Raw genomic sequence first — 18,927 nt, forward strand, 5'->3', positions numbered from 1 at the left:
GTTTAGTGCAAAATCCGGGAACAACTTTATGCAAACGAACGGCTGGGGACCTCAGTAAGCGCGCGTTAAGATAGGCGGGCCAGCTTCGCGAGATCGTGAGACGGCAGCGACATGATTTTGGAACTTCTCTGCGTCTTTCGAGCGAACCCCACGATGATGTCGCTACGAACCCCAATATGATGTCGGCGTACTGTTGTTGCCGTGTGTCGGGAGGATGGCGGTGCAGTCGTTCGCATACGGTCCGGATCGTATTTGACATAATATAGATTATGCGAAGGACTGGTACTTTGTAGAGTGTTGCGACCCGAGTGCTCCTAACGATGAAGATTTGCAACATCACCTATGCAAATGGTATAGTGTGGTGTTGCGTAGATATTTCAACAACGTTAGATGTTCTTCCAGCTTCACAGTCAGCACACACCTCCGAACCTCCATGGTCCGCTTCTAGTCGACGAGAAAGGTCTACCGCGTTACTGGGCAACTATCTGGTCGACTTTCATGACCGGGCAGCTTGCCGAATCTACGCATATCAAGAAGCTTCGCTTCATTGAAGACCTGTATCGACATGCAGATCAGTCCTTCGGCCCGGCTGCACTGGATGATGCGTTGGGGTCTTCCAATGACGACTTGCTCGCGTCGATCCTCGAGTCCTGGTTCATTGCGCTCCGAAATCAGCCCACGAACACCGAGGCCGATCAAAAACGATGGGATGCCGGACTTACGTTCGTTTCCTCGGTCTTGGGATGGATTTCGAAGAGCGATGCGAACCCGCAGCGACAAAGCATCGAAGTCCGACTGCATCGCCTTTCGACGCTTTATCGGCAGTTCCACGTACACCGTCGTAGATCCGTGGAAGCTATACGGTCACTTCCCGCCAGTACGGTTGAAGCCCTATATCAGATGGTTGATCCCGAATCCGAACTCAACCCGTTCCCCAGGGAGCGGACGCGATGGCGGATATATATTGCGTTTCTCTTGATGCTTCATCAAGGGCTGCGCCGCGGCGAGGTTCTTCTACTGCCGGCGGATACTGTTAAAAGTGGATTTGACCGCAAGGCCAACAGAAACCGCCTTTGGCTGAACGTACAAGAGAATCCCTATGAGGACGCTGCAAAAGACCCTCGTTATTCCAGACCGGGCATCAAGACAGCGGCATCGTACCGTCAGATCCCGATCAGTGAGGGTATTGCTGGGGTTATAGATATGTACGTGCAAAATTTTCGAGGGCGCCCGAAGCACTCATTTTTGCTGAACTCCCAGTCAAACTTGCCGTTATCAACTGAAGCAATCACGAAGGCGTTCGCACAAATCTCAAGCAAGTTGCCCAAGCCCGTGCTGACGGAACTTAAGAACCGGACTGGTAAGGACTCTGTGACTCCTCACGACCTACGGCATACTTGTGCGGTCATGCGGCTTCATCAACTTCTGGCAAAGAGTGATCCGATGGATGAAGCGCTTCAAAAACTGCGCACATTCTTTGGATGGTCCAAAACCTCGGCTATGCCTTCACATTATGCCCGCGCTGTATTTGAAGACAGGCTTGCGACGGTATGGAATAGCGCATTTGATGACCGCGTAGCACTGTTGCGCGCATTACCTAAGGAACAATAAATGAGCGACCGAGCAACGCAGCAACAACAGGAATTATTTGCCGACTATTCAGCAGATCGAGAAGTATTACGCGAACTGTGCGGGTTGTTGCCCGCCCTGCCCTCGGTGCTCCGTTACTATGACGAGTTTGAGGACGCAGTCCGATCAATTAGAAATCCTGCTGCTCTAACAGTATTTGAGATTTCCGCTTTCGGAAAAAAATTCTCTGTCGACTTTGCTCGACTGGGTGAAGAATGTTCCGTTATATTTAAGCATATTTTTTCATACATCCTGGCGCAAGATCTAGCGATCATATCTGCCGTGGGTTACTTGTCAGCCGCACAGCATCTTAAGTCTGCCGATGTTGCGGCGCTGGTTGAAGCTGGGCCGACTAAAATCGGGCCAGTCTGGAAAGCTTTACGTGCACGGGAACTGCCGTCTGGCACCTATATTTGCGCGAAATATGTGCTGCAATTGCTGTGCGCTCTGCGTCTTTGCGGCTGGTCTGACGAATACCAGATGTATTTGAAGAACGCCCTGCCCCTGCCTGCAAAGGACAAATACGCGGGCGTCCGCTCTGGCGACGTTTTCTTATCTGTAGATGAGGAAGCTATACTTGTTCGTCACTTAGACGATACAGTTGCGAGACTTACGACGTTTGGTGAAGCGAGCCTCAGCCACGACGAAATTGTCGATGCAGCGATGCTGGTATGTTCGTACCAGTTCGGTATGCGCCGAAGTCAAATAGCGATGCTCACTCTCGGAAATGTGAGAATTTGGTCGGAGGACGATAATACGACGAAATCCGTTCACTTAACGTTCCACATGGCGAAACAACGCAGCGACACCAAACGAAAACCGTTGCTGCGGCGGGTGAAGGTTGAATGGACTCCGCTGTTCGTCTACCTAAAATCCAAACTTCAGGCCACTGGTGCCGATGCAAGTGCCAAGTTCTTTTCTGCCCAGTCCACGGATGAGGTTGGAAGAAGGATCTCTGCACTCGTGCGTAAACTGCTGGAATCGGATGAGCGTGGAACGCTAACTGACCTCCGCCATACAGCTGCGCAGCGTCTTGTTGACGCCGGCGCGAGCCATGAAGAACTCGCAGAGTTTATGGGACATTCCCAAGTCAACACTGGCCTGGTGTATTTCGCTACCGCGGCATCACACGCTGAACGTGTCAACCGTGCCCTGGGGGCCTCCGAAGTGTATCGCCGTGTGGCAAAAATTGCCCATGACCGGTTTATATCGAACGAGGAACTGTCCGAACTTAAGGGGGAACAACAGATTGCCGGTGTTCCACACGGAATTCCGATTAGCGGGATCGGCGGCTGTTCCTCGGGTCAGCCCTCCTGCCCTTATAACCCCGTTACGTCATGCTATGGCTGCCGACGCTTCATGCCGCTTCATAATCCGGAAATCCATCAGCAGGTGCTTGCTGATATGCGCGAGGTTGTACTGTTTTTTGATCAGAGCTCTCGGGGTGACGTACGTTCACCCGCTTACTTACAATTGCAGCGGACTATTGCAGAAATTCAAAACGTCATCGAAGAACTGGAAACGAGTCCGAAATGAGTCAAACATTTACTGCTTTTATTGAGCTTGGCCGGAATTTGGTTAAGTCAAAAGGGTTCGAATGGGACATTCCATTAGACGACGCAGGCTCAGCCAAGGATGGAGTTGGCTGGAATCTCACGGCGGCTGTCGGTGACGTTCCCCCACCAAATCATTATTTGCGCGACCTCGGTTCAGAGCAAAAAGCTCTAGCTATCGTTAATAAACATAGAGCTGCGAACAATCTCCCGCCGCTTATGCGAACGGCATTCTCAAGCGCATGGCAGGATTTCATTAAGGCTGCGGTGGCCGATCAGTTGTTTTTTAAGCGGAACACCACTGGTTACGTCATTCAAAGCATCCTCCGCCCGTTACGCGTTGTCGCTAGTTGCACCGAAAAAGAGCCATGGATGTTGCAGTTGGACGACCTAAGGTATGCCATTAACGTTGCCAAGGACGTGCAAGCTTCTGGCAAGCTCGCAGATTTGGTCGTCGGTTTGGTTAAAGTCGTATTTGACCAACACCATATCTGCGATGTGGGACAAATTTACCCCATGCTCGGACTTGCTCGGATACCGGTTCGCAGTGTGAAGTCTAAACACACAATGTCCAAGGAAGAATTGCGAACTAACCTTGAGCAGCGGAAGCGGGCCGAGCGATTGCCAGAAAGGCGCGCGTTTTGGGAGCTGGTGCGAATCTCTATGACGGAAAAGCCGAATACGTTCATGGACGAGCTACGCTTTGCGGCGATCCGCACGATCATCATTACCGGCCTTCGGGTTGGTGAGGCGGCTTTGCTTCCGTTCGACTGGAAACGTGAGCGTGCCTACCTGGACGCAAGAGGCCGTCCCGCAGGGGAAGCCGGCGGCATATCCTCGGCCTTGATGCTCCGTCACTTCGCAGAAAAGCAACAGGAAGAACAGTCGGATAGCGTGGTCCTGTGTGAAAACACCCAGCCTGTCCCCGAAATGTTTCGTGAAATCCTTACGGAGTCGCTTGATCGGGTAGCCCGTCTTACGCAGCCGCTCCGTAATACTCTTAAGTTGCAGTGCGAAACCGGGCGCATTCTTCCGTGGTACAACGCCAGCGATGTCATTCCGTTGGCCGAATTATATTCTCAGGTTACAGGAAATCCATTTTGGCTCGACATGGACCGCCAGCCATTCATTGACCGGTACCGGGAGGATTTCGCCTTCGGCGTACTCGAAGAGCTTCGCAGCTTACAGTTTGAGAGCTATAAAAACCAGGGCGGCAAGCTCGATCAAGCACTTTATATGTTCGGAAATCGGCTCCAAAAGCAAATTGATAGCGGCGAGTATGAACTTCGCTTCCGCTCAGCGAACGGTGCAACCATTGCTGCGGGGAGCCGAATGAACTGGCGAGAGACGTACTTGCGCGTTGGCGAGCTCGAGGACTTCATCAGGAAGGCAACCCCCTCGAAGACGCCGGATTTGGCTCCGCTGCCGCTGGCGACCGGAGCAGTTCAGCCGTGGGAATTCCTATTTCTGCATCCAAAACGGTCCCTCGCAGAAGAACGTAACGACGGGTTATGCGACGTTACGCGCTATATTTCGGTGAGCCGCCCTGACCCCACCTTCGTTGCGTTATCGCTTGGTGGAGCGAAACACCTGTCTTCGATTTTCGAACGGTACGGCCAGACAGACGAGGACCGGGCGTTGACAATCGAGGCGCATTCGCTGCGTCACCTACAAAATACCGAGCTGTTCCGCCTGGGAGTGGCAGACACAATTATTTCAAAGCGATTCAACCGCAGGAGCGTGGCCCAAAGTTATGAGTACGACCACCGAAGCCTAGCGGAAGAACTCGATCAAATTGAGATGGACGACGATCTGGAAATCACGCTCGGTGAAAAGGCAGCTACGGTTGCCAAGATGATCACCGCCGGAAAGGCCAACGGACCAATCGTTGATTCATTCCGTCGCATACAGCGGAGCGAAGGCGACACTGCCGCCTATGAATTTCTGCGCACAGAAGCTGACGGCTTCCATGCTACCCCTTACGGTCATTGTCTGAATTCGTTTACCGTAGACCCCTGTCCGAAACATCTTGAATGCTTCTCTGGCTGTCGTCACCTTTCTGCCACTGACCTCCCGGAGAATCGTCACAACCTCATTCGCCTGGAAGGAAAACTCAAGGGCGCGATTGAGATTATCAGAGCGCGGCCATCAAACAGTGTTGGCTGGCAAAATCAGTTGGAGCATGCCGAACAGCGGCTTAACGGTGTGCAGACATTGTTGGCTACACCAGTTGGACAGCCGGCATTTCCAAACGGAGTGGACCTTTCCAAACCTGCCTCACCCGGGATACTTGATGACTAAAGAAGAAAATATCGAACGCCCTGAAGACGACGCAATGGTGCAAGTTCTTGAGCAACTGCTCGCGGAGGACGCGGATATCACAGCACGAGCAGTTGCGAGACTACACCCGTCGATCAAAGCAGCTTCTTCGATCACACGCAGCCCCATGCGGATGGATTTGCTTTCAAAGTATCAGGAGCGGCAGGCCAGTTATCGACGGTGGAATGGACGGACCAAGCGGATGTCGGGGACTGAGCAATCCGCTGTATTAGCCGCGAGGGACTCGCGTATTGCTGAGCTTGAGGCGGCAGTTCAGCTCCTGACGGCTTCTCATGTAGCAATGTTGCGCGCAGTCGGTGAACTCGGCGGGTTCAGTAAATGGGCAAAATTCTATGGGGATTACAGTTCTGTGAGAGACAAACTTAGCGCGCTCGGGGCACTTCCGACCTCCACCGTGCACCCGTTTGCATCCCCTTCCGTATCACCTGCTGAAGCTGAACGTTAAATCAACATCGAGTAGTCGCTTTGTGCTTGATCGCCTAAGCGCTGGTCATAGGCGCCGCCATCGCCGCGAACGACGGTAATTATGTGGGACTTCCCCTGGTGTTGAACCAGACTCGGCCCGCCGGTTGCTGCCTAGTTACCTCGCCGGCGTCACCGGCTGGCTCCGCTGTCTGGGTAAGGGGTATGACCATCCAGATCCGTGCCGCTGCCTTGTCTTCGACGTGCCGGTGGCCGGTATCCCAAAAGCGCTAGGCGGCACGGCGAAGGTCGCCGCCGCCGTACGCCCCCTGCAGCGAAGAACCATCCGCTTGGCACTCGGAGGGCCTGGCTAGCGTGAGCCGGACTGCAATGGCCTGAACGGAAACTTACGTTGCAATAGTTGCACAATTTTCCTTGATACTTCGTCATCTTAATTTGATTGACCAGCCTTCCAGATGGTAGAGTTCGCCCTCTACGACTCTTTCCGACTTTATGTCACTCGTTCTTCAACAAATGGAATTCTTGTATGAGTGAGCCGTGGATTTCTGTCGAGCAGATTGCCGAGCACTTGGGCGTCACACGAGACTCGGTCTACCGTTGGATCGACCGTAAAGGCCTACCTGCGCACCGAGTTGGGCGTCTGTGGAAGTTCCAACGCGCCGAGGTCGATGAATGGGTGCGTGCCGGGGGAGCTGATGAAGATGTCCAGCGTGGGCATAAAGAAAAGTGAGATTTAAACAATAACAGCGCATGTGCTTGTATTGCGCTTATCCATGTCCGCTCTAGGGGAGCGATAACGATGACGAAATCCGAGGCGCAAACTCGGTCAGAGTTGATTGACCAGCAACTCGCTCAGGCTGGTTGGAATGTCAAAGATCCGACTCAGGTCGTGGAGGAGTTCGACATCCTCACGCCCCTACCGCAAGGTTTGGCGCAAGCACGAACCCCCTATGAGGGCCACCAGTTCAGCGATTATGTCCTGCTGGGTAAAGACCGCAAGCCATTGGCGGTGATCGAAGCCAAAAAAACCAGCCGTGATGCCGCCATTGGCCGTGAGCAGGCCAAGCAGTATTGCTACAACATCCATAAGCAACTAGGCGGTGAGTTGCCGTTCTGCTTCTATACCAATGGCCACGACCTTTATTTTTGGGATTTGGAAAATGCCCCGCCGCGCAAAGTGATCGGTTTTCCGACCCGCGACGATCTAGAACGCTTTGCCTACATCCGCCGCAACCGCAAGCCGCTGACACAGGAATTCATCAATACTTCGATTGCCGGCCGTGACTACCAGATCCGCGCCATTCGCTCCGTGCTTGAAGGAGTCGAGCAGAAGAAGCGTGACTTCCTGCTCGTCATGGCCACAGGCACTGGTAAGACTCGCACCTGTATTGCCATGGTCGATGCGTTGATGCGCGCAAGCCACGCCGAGAGAGTGCTGTTCCTGGTCGACCGAATTGCACTGCGGGAGCAGGCTCTAGCGGCCTTCAAGGAGCACATGCCCAACGAGCCGCGCTGGCCCAATGTCGGTGAAAAGTTGATCGCAACGGATCGTCGTGTTTACGTTGCCACCTATCCTACGATGCTCAACATTATTCGGGATGCGACGCAGAACCTATCTCCACACTTCTTCGATTTCATTGTCGTCGATGAAAGCCATCGCTCGATCTACAATACTTTTGGCGAAGTACTCGACTACTTCAAAGCCATCACGCTGGGCCTGACGGCGACTCCGACCAACATCATCGACCATAACACCTTCCAGCTCTTTCATTGTGAAGACGGCATTCCCACGTTTGCCTACACCTACGAGGAAGCCGTCAATAACGTGCCGCCATACCTCTGCACCTTCCAGGTCATGAAGATTCAGACCAAGTTCCAGACGGAAGGCATTAGCAAGCGCACCATTTCCTTAGAAGACCAGAAAAAACTGATCCTGCAGGGCAAGGAGGTTGAAGACATCAACTTTGAAGGCACCCAGCTCGAAAAGCAGGTGATCAACAAAGGTACCAACACCCTGATTGTGCGCGAGTTCATGGAAGAAGCCATCAAGGACGCCACCGGCGTTCTTCCAGGCAAGACAATCTTCTTCTGCGCCACGAAGTCCCATGCCCGGCGCATGGAAGAGATATTCGACAAGCTCTACCCGCAGTATCACGGCGAACTTGCCAAGGTGTTGGTGTCGGACGACCCGCGTGTGTACGGCAAAGGCGGCCTACTCGATCAGTTCACTAACAATGACATGCCGCGCATTGCCATTAGTGTGGACATGCTCGACACCGGCATCGACGTGCGCGAGATCGTCAACCTCGTGTTTGCCAAACCAGTCTATTCCTATACCAAGTTCTGGCAGATGGTCGGGCGCGGCACGCGTTTGCTGGAAGTCAGCAAACCCAAGCCCTGGTGCATTGAAAAGGACGTGTTCCTAATCCTCGACTGCTGGGATAACTTCGAATACTTCAAGCTCAACCCCAAAGGCAAAGAGCTCAAGCCGCAATTGCCGCTACCAGTACGGCTGGTGGGTCTGAGGCTCGACAAGATCGAGAAGACAATCGACAGTGGTCACCACGACATCGCCGCGCGGGAAATCGACAAGCTTCGCCGCCAGATTGCTGCCTTGCCAAAGGAATCGGTTGTAATCAAGGAAGCAGCCGCGGCGCTCGCTAGGCTTGCAGATGAAAATTTCTGGATTAGCCTCGACCACGACCGGCTGGAATTCCTTCGCGCCGAAATCAAGCCGCTGTTCCGTACCGTTTCCGAGGCCGACTTCAAAGCCATGCGTTTTGAACGCGACCTGCTGGAATATTCACTCGCAGTGCTCTACGAAGACAAGGAGCAAGCTGAAACACTCAAGTCAGGCATCGTCGAACAGATCAGCGGACTCCCGCTTTCGGTTAGTTTCGTTAAGCAGGAAGAAACCCTGATTCGCGCCGCGCAAACTAACCACTTCTGGGCCAAGGCCGACGAAGTGGCCTTCGATGATATGGTCACCAAGCTCGGGCCACTGATGAAATTCCGCGAGCAAAGCACCGGCCAGGAGCAAACCCACCTCGATCTGACCGATGAGTTACACAAAAAAGAATGGGTGGAATTCGGCCCGCAGCACGAGGCGGTGAGCATCACGCGGTACCGCGAAATGGTCGAGGCCTTGATTGCCGAGTTGACCGAACACAACGTAGTGCTACAAAAGATTAAAAACGGCGAGACGGTCAGTGCGATTGAAGCCAATGAACTCGCCGAACTGTTGCACGAAGAACACCCACACATCACAGAAGACCTGCTGCGCCAGGTCTACAAGAACCGCAAGGCTCGCCTGATCCAGTTCATACGCCACATCTTGGGCATTGAGGTGCTCAAGAGCTTTCCGGATGAAGTCAGTGCCGCGTTCGACCGATTCATCCGTGCGCACACCACGCTGAGTAGCCGTCAAATGGAGTTTCTGAACCTACTGAAAAACTTCATCATCGAGCGCGAAAAGGTGGAGAAAAAAGACCTGATCAACGCACCCTTTACGGTCATTCACCCCCAAGGCATCCGGGGTGTGTTCAGTCCGGCCGAAATCAACGAAATCCTGCAGCTGACCGAACGGTTGGCCGCCTAAAAAAGTATCGCATCCCATGCTACAGAACAACCCTGAACTTAAAAGCAAAATCGACCAACTCTGGAACAAATTCTGGAGCGGCGGCATTAGCAACCCACTCACCGCCATCGAGCAGATCACCTACCTGCTCTTCATGAAGCGGCTCGATGAGCTGGACCAGAAACGACAAGCCGATGCCGAATGGACCGGCGAGACCTACACCTCCAAGTTCGAAGGCAACTGGATTCCGCCTGAATACCGCAGCCAGCAGGAGCCGGAAAAGTTCGCCATCGCCAAGCGCACGTTGCGCTGGGGCGAGTTCAAGCGCATGCAAGCCGAAGAGATGCTGCAGCATGTACAGTTGAAGGTGTTTCCGTTCCTCAAAGACCTGAACGGTGCAGAGTCCAACTTTACGCACCACATGAAGAACGCCGTGTTCATCATCCCCAAGCCGGCCCTGCTGGTGGAGGCGGTGAAGACCATCGACGACATCTTCGAGGTCATGGAGCGTGACTCGCGCGAGAACGGCCAGGCCTTTCAGGATATCCAGGGCGATGTCTATGAAATGCTGCTGTCCGAGATTGCCACGGCCGGTAAGAATGGACAGTTCCGCACGCCGCGCCACATCATCAAGCTGATCGCCGATCTGGTGCAACCGCAACTGGGCCACAAGATTGCTGACCCGGCTTGTGGCTCCGGCGGCTTCCTGCTCGGCGCGTACCAGTACATCGTCACGCAGCTCGCTATTCAGGCGGGCGGCAATAAGCTTACGCCCGATGAGGACGGATTTGTCCGCACGTCGGTCGCTGCCGCTCTCACCGAGAAGGCCCAAGCTATTCTAGCCAGCTCGCTGTGGGGCTATGACATCGACTCCACTATGGTGCGCCTGGGCTTGATGAATTTGATGATGCACGGCATCGACGAGCCCCACATCGACTATCAGGACACTCTCAGCAAGGGCTACACCGAGGAATCCGAATATGACATCGTCATGGCCAACCCGCCCTTCACTGGCAGCATCGACAAGGGCGACATCAATGAAAACCTGCAACTGGGCACCACCAAGACCGAGCTGCTGTTTGTTGAGAACATCTACCGCCTGCTCAAGAAAGGCGGTACTGCTTGCGTAATCGTGCCGCAGGGCGTGCTGTTCAGCGCCGGCGGCGCCTTCAAAAACCTACGCCAGATGCTGGTAGAGCGTTGCGATCTCAAAGCCATCATCACAATGCCCAGTGGAGTGTTTAAACCCTATGCTGGGGTCAGCACTGCCATCCTGCTGTTCACTAAGGTCTGGGGGCCTAAAGAAAAGGTCTTGCAGCCCGCCACCGAGTACGTCTGGTTCTACGAGATGGCCAGCGACGGCTATTCGCTAGACGACAAGCGCAGCAAGCAGGAAGGAAACGGCGACCTGCAAGAAATCATCGCCAGGTACCGCGCCAGAAACGCGACTGCCGACACCGATCGCACAAGCAAATGCTTCATAGTCCCGCGTACCGAAATTGCGGACGACAAGAACAACTACGATCTCTCGCTCTCCCGCTATAAAACCGATGTGTTCGAGGCTGTGCACTACGACGCGCCGGGCGCGATTTTGGATCGGCTGATTCAGGCCGAAGTGGGCGATGTGGACGAGGCAGAACTTGGTAAGGTACAAAGCGGCATTGTCCGTGAGTTGCTGGAATTGAAGGGGATGGTCGGATGAGGCATGAGAAACTCTCTAGGCTAGTGGATATTTCCATTGGCAGGACGCCATCTAGAAATGAACCCGATTATTGGGGTAAGGGGCACCGTTGGGTCTCCATTAGGGATCTGAGCTCTAAAATTGTTACTGAGACAAAAGAGCAAATTACTGATTTTGCCGTTAAAGACGCTCGGTGCAAAATAGTCAAAAAAGGCACCTTGCTTTTTAGCTTCAAGCTAACCATCGGCAAGATGGCGTTCGCGGGCTGCGATCTATTCACGAATGAAGCGATTGCGGCCTTTACCATCAAGAACGAAAGTGAGCTCAATTCAGAATTTCTCTACTACGCATTACAATCAGCAACTTATGGCGGCTCAAATCAGGCCGCAATGGGCAAGACACTCAATTCAAAGTCACTCGCAGAGATCGAGATACCTCTCCCATCGATAGAGGACCAAATCCGCATTGCCCATCTCCTCGGCAAAGTGGAGGGGCTGATCGCCCAGCGCAGGCAACACCTCCAACAACTCGACGAGCTGCTCAAAAGCGTGTTCTTGGAGATGTTTGGCCCTAGCTCTACCGGATACGCAGATTGGCCGCTGGTTGAGATAAAGGATCTTGCAGCAGAACATAAAGGTGCAATGCGAACAGGGCCTTTTGGGTCGAACCTTCTGCACAGCGAATTTTCAACCGACGGTGATGTGGCCGTCCTCGGCATAGACAACGCCGTAAAGAACCGCTTTGAGTGGGATGAGAGGCGCTTCATTACCAATGAAAAATATAAGGAACTTGAAACCTACCGAATATTCCCAGGGGACGTGATTGTCACGATCATGGGGACTATTGGTCGCTCAGCGGTGGTGCCGGATGATGTTCCTTTGGCAATTAATACGAAGCATTTGGCAGCAATTACGCTGAATCGAGAGCTTGCTAATCCATTGTTCGTGTCCTACTCCATCCACTCCAGCCCGTTCATTTTGAGCCAGTTCAAGAGCAAGAATAGAGGTGCCATCATGAGCGGCCTCAATCTCGGGCTCATCAAGGAAACCAAGCTCAAGCGGCCACCAATCGCACTGCAAAACAAATTCGCCGAAGCGCACATGCGGGTTGATGGCTTGAGGGCGCTGTATCAACAAAGCATCGCCGACTTGGAAACCTTGTACGGTGCGTTGAGCCAGCAGGCATTTAAGGGCGAGCTGGATCTCTCGCGCGTGTCCAAGCCTGGCGTACAAGCTGTGGAAGAAAAAACCGTCGTGGCCCCCCCCTTACCTCATGCCGAACAAGGCTTGGCAATTAACTTACCTGACACCGACAACTTGCTGGCTGCGCTTGAGAACGTTGAGGCACGCAAATCATTGATCTTGCAATGGCTGGAGGCCTATCGCGGCCAATCGGATGGCACGCCGCTTTCGGTACAGCACTTTATGGCAGCTGCACAGACCCGACTCGTGGAACTGCACCCCGACAACGACTTCGCGCTAGACGCCAACGACTACGAGCAAATTAAGGCGTGGGTGTTCAAAGCCATAGACGAGGGCCGTCTCCAACAGTCGCTAAATATCACAGGCCATGACGAAAAGGGAGCTCCGATCTTTGGCAACGTAATAGAGCTGAAGGCTGTGCAGGCATGAAATTATTGCGTCTCAAGATCACGGACCCAGACGGATTTCGCAGCCTACCTTACGGGTTCGAGCATCACTTTCGCACCGAGTGGAGTCTGCAGAATGAACTCGCCCAGCATGAAGGCTTTGCGCCCTTCGTGTGCGCCGGCCCAAACGGCAGCGGCAAGTCCAACCTCCTCGAAGTGTTGGCGGCGATCTTCTTCCAGTTAGAAGTGCTGCGTGTTCGCCGCAGCTTCTTGCCAGAGGTGTTGCAGAGTGAGGCTTTGGATTTCTCACCCGTCGCTTTCGAGTTGGATTACCTGATTCGCCTGCCTGCCGAATACCGTGGCCCTGACAGCCCGGAGTGGGCGAAGGTGGGCGTCTGGAAAAATGCCGGTGAATCCGTGCGTTTTCAGTGGGAAAACCAGAGCGACTTCGACACCGATGTGTATGATGCCTTCAAGGGCGATCACGCAGACATCCTGCTGCCGCAGTCCGTTGTAGCCTACTCCTCGGGCGAAAACGAAATCCTCAGTCTGCCATTCTTCAAGACGCGTTTCGTGCAGTTCGACGAATATTGGAACGCCCTTATTAGGCAGCTACCATATCCCGGCCACCCAGAAACTAGGTTGGCCTATCTGGATAATGAATTCAGTCAGGCAATCCTGTTGTGCAATCTGCTCTTTGAGGACGCCGCCGCCTTGCAGCCTTACTGCCAGGATGTCGGTATCGAGTCGCTAAAGGAGTTCCGCATCATCCTTCGCCGCAGTATTCCTGTCATGCGCCAACAGATTGCCGCTTTCACTTCTGGCGATTATGTTTTGCCCACCGAAACACAGGTTGGTCGCTTTGCAGACACCAATGCGGTTTATCTTGATCCTGAGATGGGCGATTACAGGCTCAACTTGCTTCAGGGGCTTGAGGCCAACGAACGTACTGAACGCACCGCCATCGTCGAGAAGCTCAAACGCTGCGCAACCGTCTATTTCCACGACGATAAATCCGATACGCTGATCCTCGATTATAGAGTCAATGAGAATACAAAGGCGGCATTTCGGGCCAACTTCGATTATTCGGCATTATCCTTGTTCCAGGCGCTCCAAGTCCTGTTCGCGCTTAATCTATACTCGGTCAGCGACAAGCTGAAATCGGATTTATATGTTTCGACCAGTCACTACGTCAGTGAGACTGTGCCGACTTTGGCTTCCGATGAGCGCATCATGCGCATTAAGAACTTCTACTTCACGAAGCGTAATGTAGAAAAGCCGATGCTCCTTAAAGAGCTATCGGATGGCGAGCACCAATTGCTGCATAGCCTCGGCTTGTGCCTGCTGTTCCGCAACACCAACAGCCTGTTTCTGTTCGACGAACCGGAAACCCACTTCAACCCGGACTGGCGGGCTAGCTTCATAAGCCGCCTACGCCAGTGCCTGCCCGACACCGGGAAGGTGGGGCAGGAAATGCTAATCACAACGCACTCCCCGTTCCTTATATCCGACAGCATGCCGGATAAGGTGCTGGTGTTTGCTAAGGACGAGGCAAGCCGCGCGGTACAGGTTAGCCACCCCGACTACAACACGTTGGGCGCATCGATCAACAAGATCACCATGAACACCTTCGACAAGCGCGAAACTATTGGCGGCCGTGCGCAGGCGCTTCTGGATGATTTGCGCAGGAGCTTTGAACAGGGACTGGAAGACAAAGAGGCCTTGATTACGCAGATCCACCAACAATTTGGCGACTCGGTAGAAAAAGTGTTGCTGATCAATGCCATCCTTGACGCTGAGTCACAAGGTAGCGGGGAGGCGAAACACTGATGCTGTTTCCTTACACGTATGTGCCGCACCAGATGGAGAGGATGCAGCGATTTATTAATTTCATTTTCTATCAAGTCTGGTGCCGGGCGAGTAAGGCTGGAAAGTACGATTTGAGTCTGTTTGATGCCAATCCACCGCTCAAAGAGGTGATGACGTCTTTCGCTTATGATCACACCGACGCCGGGGATCGCTTTTCAAGCCAAATTCAAGCCATATATCAAAGTTTCTCCCTCCTTTCGCGAAACGACATCGTGCAGTTCAAGCGGTGGTACCAAGGCAATAACGACTTGGAGAAGGTGTGCGCCAATGATCCGTCTGCCCATCTTATTCGCTACGCGGACATTCCCGTTGTACACATAGGACTTACAGAACAATTAGCGGCCTTTTTCAAAGGATTATACTCACAGTCGCTGCTGGACCTCGCGGCACTACGAGCTAAGATCGGTGACATCGACGATCACTACCAGACCTTCGTGCAAACCAACAACGCTGGCAAATGCCCGTTTTGCGGCATCAACGACCTGCTGGGCGAATACCACAGCAAGCGCGAAGCCTACGATCACTACCTACCCAAGTCGCTGTACCCGTTCAATTCCATCAATTTTCGAAACCTCGTGCCAGCCTGCCACCACTGCAACAGCAGCTACAAATCGATCAAGAACCCAGCCTACACACCCAAAGACCCTGCAAGAGCAATTCAACGCCGTGCGGTTTTCTATCCATACAAAACGGCGCCCCATGCCATCGAGGTACAAGTCGATTTGCATCAGTCTGACATCGCCAAGCTCAAGCCGGAGGACATCACCTTGCAGTTTGGCCCCGCAGTAGTCAAGGAGGAACTAGAAACCTGGAAGGATATATACGGTATTGAAGAGCGCTACAAGGCCAAGCTCTGCGGAAAGAATGACGGCAAGTACTGGATCACGCAGGTGCTGGACGAATGGAAAGAAGATGGTCGAGATCCTGCCGAGTTTCTGACAACATTGGCGCGGCAGGCCCGGAACTGTCCGTACGCTGAGTGCAACTTTCTCAAGAAGTCGTTTCTCGATGCCTGCCAAAAGGTTGGGGTTTTATAGATATTTTCATCCTATTGCGGAAGCCACTCTTCCAGCCAACGCAGTTCGTCATTTAGTCCATAAATATAATCACGCGTTCTTCCAAGCCGTGCAATCCCTGCCCGTTGACGGCGCAGTCGTTTGCAGCGACACTACTTGCGCCTAATTCCCAAGGAGCATCATGGCGCACTCCCCGTTCAGCAAGAAGACCTTAAAGGCGTTTGACCTCGCGTACGACACAGGACATCAATCAGACGCCGAACGAGACCGGGGATCATTCCTAAACGCCTTTCCGCTGGATAAGCTCAAGCAACTGCGCTTGGAGCAGTACGTCATCGGCACACAGCGCCCGACGTTTTGCGCGCTAGTGGAAGCGAAGACCCGGAGCTGGGCAAATATTCAGGGCGCCACCGCGCTCAAATTTGGCATTTACTATGGCCGTACCAAAAAAGATCCACAAATGCGTTACCGCTACCAGCCCAGGCTGGGTCCAAACGTGCAACAGGCCTATCGCCAAGTCAAGCAACACTTGCTGCAGTTAGTCGCACTAGGAGCGGCGAGAACATTGCAGTTCGCGGCCATTGATGCGCTCCCTCTGTCGCAAATGTTCAAAGCCAAGATCCTCAGCTTGTATTTTCCGAAGCGGTTCTTGAACGTCTGCAGCGGCGACCATCTTAAACTTTTGGCAAAACAACTGGGGCTGGAGGACGGCTCACCGTTAAGTTACTACCAGCACAGGCTGCTGCACCTGAGAGACACGGACCCTCTTTGCGCGCGCTGGAAGAACCCGAAATACATGGCGTTCCTGTACCATACCTATATCAATTCAGGACAGCCAATCCCCGAGCGCATCCGCAAGCCTCGCAAGAAGACGTCTCAGCCTACCGATTTCGACGAGATACAGGCCGAGCGCAACCGAATCGGGAAACTGGCGGAAGATTTTGCGCTGGCCTATGAGCAGGAACGTCTGAAGGGCGACGACGACTTGGCGCACCTGGTGCATCACATCCAGGATCGCACGAAGTATGCGGGCGATGGTTTCGACTTCCTCTCCTACTCTACCCCGACACAGCGGCGCTACATCGAGGTGAAAGCCGTACCCCGGGAGCGTAGCGACGCGACCTCGCGTTTTTTCCTCTCTGAGAATGAGCTGGAGGTCTCGCGTACTCCCGGAAAGAAGAGTCATTACTATTTCTATCTGGTACGGTTTGACGGCAAGGGCCGGCCGTGTGAGTGTATCGTCGAAGAGGCGGAAAATCTGCTGCGACGCAGCGTGCTAGAAACCGCTGTTTACCGAGTGGTGTTTGAAGTCGTGACCTGAGGATACCTCGCGGGAAAGCTTGGCTGGAACTGTTTCGCTTCAAAGCCAAAAGCAAGACGCCAGACAGTGCTGCGTCGCTGTTCAACTCCTCAGATACTTAACAAACAAGGCTTGGCATTGCAAAACTCATGTACTGCTCGATGTGTTAGCCATCATGTGTGATCTATTAAAACAGGAGCAGTCACTTCTTTTCGATATCTGACGATAGGTTTCTAATCCTTTTTTGCGAAATTCATAATGAATATCAGCGCTCGTTCCGAATTAATTCATAATTTTTTTACTGGTATTGCCGACGCGCAAAATCATGACACGAGGCGAGCACTTGAAGGCGATTTTTCGGGGGCTGGAAAATATTCGCCACTTACGGAAAGATTTTTAGAGAACAACGAAGAATTGTTTTCGACGATTCTGCCGGAATTTATTCGCCTACTAGGAAATGAGGGATGCACCGAAGAAATCATAGAAATTGAAAAGCGCCATATGGAATCTGAGATTGAGGCGCACTATGCAGATCTTGAAGATGAAAACGCCGACCATCGCACCGTAATCGCGCTAATTGAAATCAAAGAAGAGAAATTAAAAAGATTTTCGATTAAGGCCGTGGAAGAGGATGCGGGAAATATTTTTGAATCGACCGTCCTTCCATTACTAAAAGACCCCCACTCAAACCAGACCGAGAGGAATTACTTCTACCTGTTTTTGCTAAAAATTGAATTCAGAAGATTCCTTGAAGAGGCCAGCAAGAACGAAAAATATAGCAGAACGCATTGGAGAGAAAATTTAATATATAAATATTATAGTAATATAGAAATTGACATTAGAAAAAGCGATCTTCAGTTCAGTAAATACGACCTTTATACCATAAACGAAGACTGCGAAATTTTCGTTGCGGTGCCCTCAAGGGTTATCGACCATAAAAATAAAATTCAGTTTATCGTTGAAATACCGGAAGAACTACTTGAGATGCTCGACAACTTAAAAAAAGAGGCTCAAATTAAGGACCTTGCGCTGCTAGCAAAGTCCCAACGCCCCATCGAATCGGATCAACACATCTCTATTTTACTCGGAAATTATCAGCAACCTACTCCGCCAAAGATTCAGGATGTGTATTACAACAACTTTACCAATGTTCTCCAAGACACGATAAAGTCCCGAATGACTTCCGAAGATCGATTATTCTTTTCGGACGCCATTTACAGATTTCACGAAGCGAGCTCAGATGATGCTATCTGGGTTTTCTCGAGCGGCAACAGTGTCGAGTTCGAAGAAATTTTGGAAAGCCCAGAGATACTTGATAATTGTGTCGTCACGCAACTTGTTCATTTGGAATATTTAAAGGAAAATCAAAGAATTAAAATTTCCCATATTGATCACGAGTTTATTTTCTATAGCCACGATGAGTTTAGTAAGCGGCTCGAAGACCACAATCAAAAGGGTGCAGCTAAAAAAAGGATTAAGACCTTCAAAATTGACAATTCAAGAATGCCCTTAATATTAGAGGACGGGACGTTTTCTTTGTATACGGTATTAGAAGCATTTTTCTCAAAAGCATACTTGGTGCAAGACTTCTTAGTGAAAGGTTGCGGAATCAGGGATGTTATGGAGATGGTAAGTCAGAAGGCGGCAAAATAAGGTGGGACGTGAAGAGGTTTGGCCTTGCGCTTTAAGGGCCGCCCGTCATAAGACGCCTGTCAAAAGGTATTCTTGGCGAGGCGAGCTATGTCCTGCATCTAGTCACACGCAACACATCTGGAGCAGAAATTGTGAATCCTGACAAAGGCCGTTGCGCGGCACCCGGAACCCCACGCAACAGAAATGGCTCCTTCGTCAACGCAACGGGGGTGAGCAAAAGAGATTGGATTATTCCCGAAGAACGCCGATGATGTATGGGGAAAGTTGCCAAGTAGACGCGCAACACCACACCCAAACT

General features: G+C 52.3%; 12 protein-coding genes. All 12 read left to right on the forward strand.

The features are described from left to right. Positions 1-498: 498 nt before the first annotated feature. The 12 genes from E7V67_013355 (at position 499) to E7V67_013410 (ending at position 18,629) form a co-directional block, all read left to right on the forward strand. Positions 499-1,611: a site-specific integrase gene (locus tag E7V67_013355; protein WUR16044.1), complete on the forward strand. Its 1,113-nt coding sequence runs from the start codon at positions 499-501 to the stop codon at positions 1,609-1,611. Continuing rightward, positions 1,612-3,165 (forward strand): site-specific integrase, encoded by a 1,554-nt coding sequence (locus tag E7V67_013360; GenBank protein WUR16045.1) that lies wholly within the window; start codon positions 1,612-1,614, stop codon positions 3,163-3,165. Next, on the forward strand, positions 3,162-5,483 hold the full coding sequence (locus tag E7V67_013365) for a hypothetical protein (GenBank protein ID WUR16046.1): 2,322 nt from the start codon (positions 3,162-3,164) through the stop codon (positions 5,481-5,483). Before E7V67_013360 ends, E7V67_013365 begins: the two co-directional genes overlap by 4 nt. Beyond that, on the forward strand, positions 5,476-5,967 hold the full coding sequence (locus tag E7V67_013370; protein ID WUR16047.1) for a hypothetical protein: 492 nt from the start codon (positions 5,476-5,478) through the stop codon (positions 5,965-5,967). Before E7V67_013365 ends, E7V67_013370 begins: the two co-directional genes overlap by 8 nt. A 504-nt stretch (positions 5,968-6,471) precedes the next feature. Then, a complete protein-coding gene (locus E7V67_013375) occupies positions 6,472-6,675 on the forward strand; it encodes a helix-turn-helix domain-containing protein (protein WUR16048.1) in 204 nt (67 codons plus the stop codon). Positions 6,676-6,744: 69 nt separating this feature from the next. Then, complete coding sequence (locus tag E7V67_013380; protein ID WUR16049.1) at positions 6,745-9,543, forward strand: DEAD/DEAH box helicase family protein; 2,799 nt, start codon at positions 6,745-6,747, stop codon at positions 9,541-9,543. A 16-nt stretch (positions 9,544-9,559) separates the two neighbouring features. Beyond that, positions 9,560-11,224 (forward strand): class I SAM-dependent DNA methyltransferase, encoded by a 1,665-nt coding sequence (locus tag E7V67_013385; GenBank protein ID WUR16050.1) that lies wholly within the window; start codon positions 9,560-9,562, stop codon positions 11,222-11,224. A gap of 23 nt (positions 11,225-11,247) precedes the next feature. Then, the gene (locus E7V67_013390) at positions 11,248-12,834 is read left to right on the forward strand and encodes a restriction endonuclease subunit S (GenBank protein WUR16051.1); all 1,587 of its coding nucleotides are present in this window, start codon (positions 11,248-11,250) and stop codon (positions 12,832-12,834) included. After that, a complete protein-coding gene (locus E7V67_013395) occupies positions 12,831-14,621 on the forward strand; it encodes a restriction system-associated AAA family ATPase (GenBank protein ID WUR16052.1) in 1,791 nt (596 codons plus the stop codon). Before E7V67_013390 ends, E7V67_013395 begins: the two co-directional genes overlap by 4 nt. After that, the gene (locus E7V67_013400) at positions 14,621-15,697 is read left to right on the forward strand and encodes a hypothetical protein (protein WUR16053.1); all 1,077 of its coding nucleotides are present in this window, start codon (positions 14,621-14,623) and stop codon (positions 15,695-15,697) included. The genes E7V67_013395 and E7V67_013400 overlap by 1 nt, the downstream gene beginning before the upstream one ends. Before the next feature lie 160 nt (positions 15,698-15,857). After that, a complete protein-coding gene (locus tag E7V67_013405; GenBank protein WUR16054.1) occupies positions 15,858-16,997 on the forward strand; it encodes a DUF3883 domain-containing protein in 1,140 nt (379 codons plus the stop codon). 237 nt (positions 16,998-17,234) lie between these two features. Beyond that, positions 17,235-18,629, forward strand: coding sequence for a hypothetical protein (locus E7V67_013410; protein ID WUR16055.1), 1,395 nt, complete (start codon positions 17,235-17,237; stop codon positions 18,627-18,629). Positions 18,630-18,927: the final 298 nt, after the last annotated feature.

The sequence above is a fragment of the [Empedobacter] haloabium genome (assembly GCA_008011715.2).
Lineage (GTDB): Bacteria > Pseudomonadota > Gammaproteobacteria > Burkholderiales > Burkholderiaceae_D > Rugamonas > Rugamonas haloabia.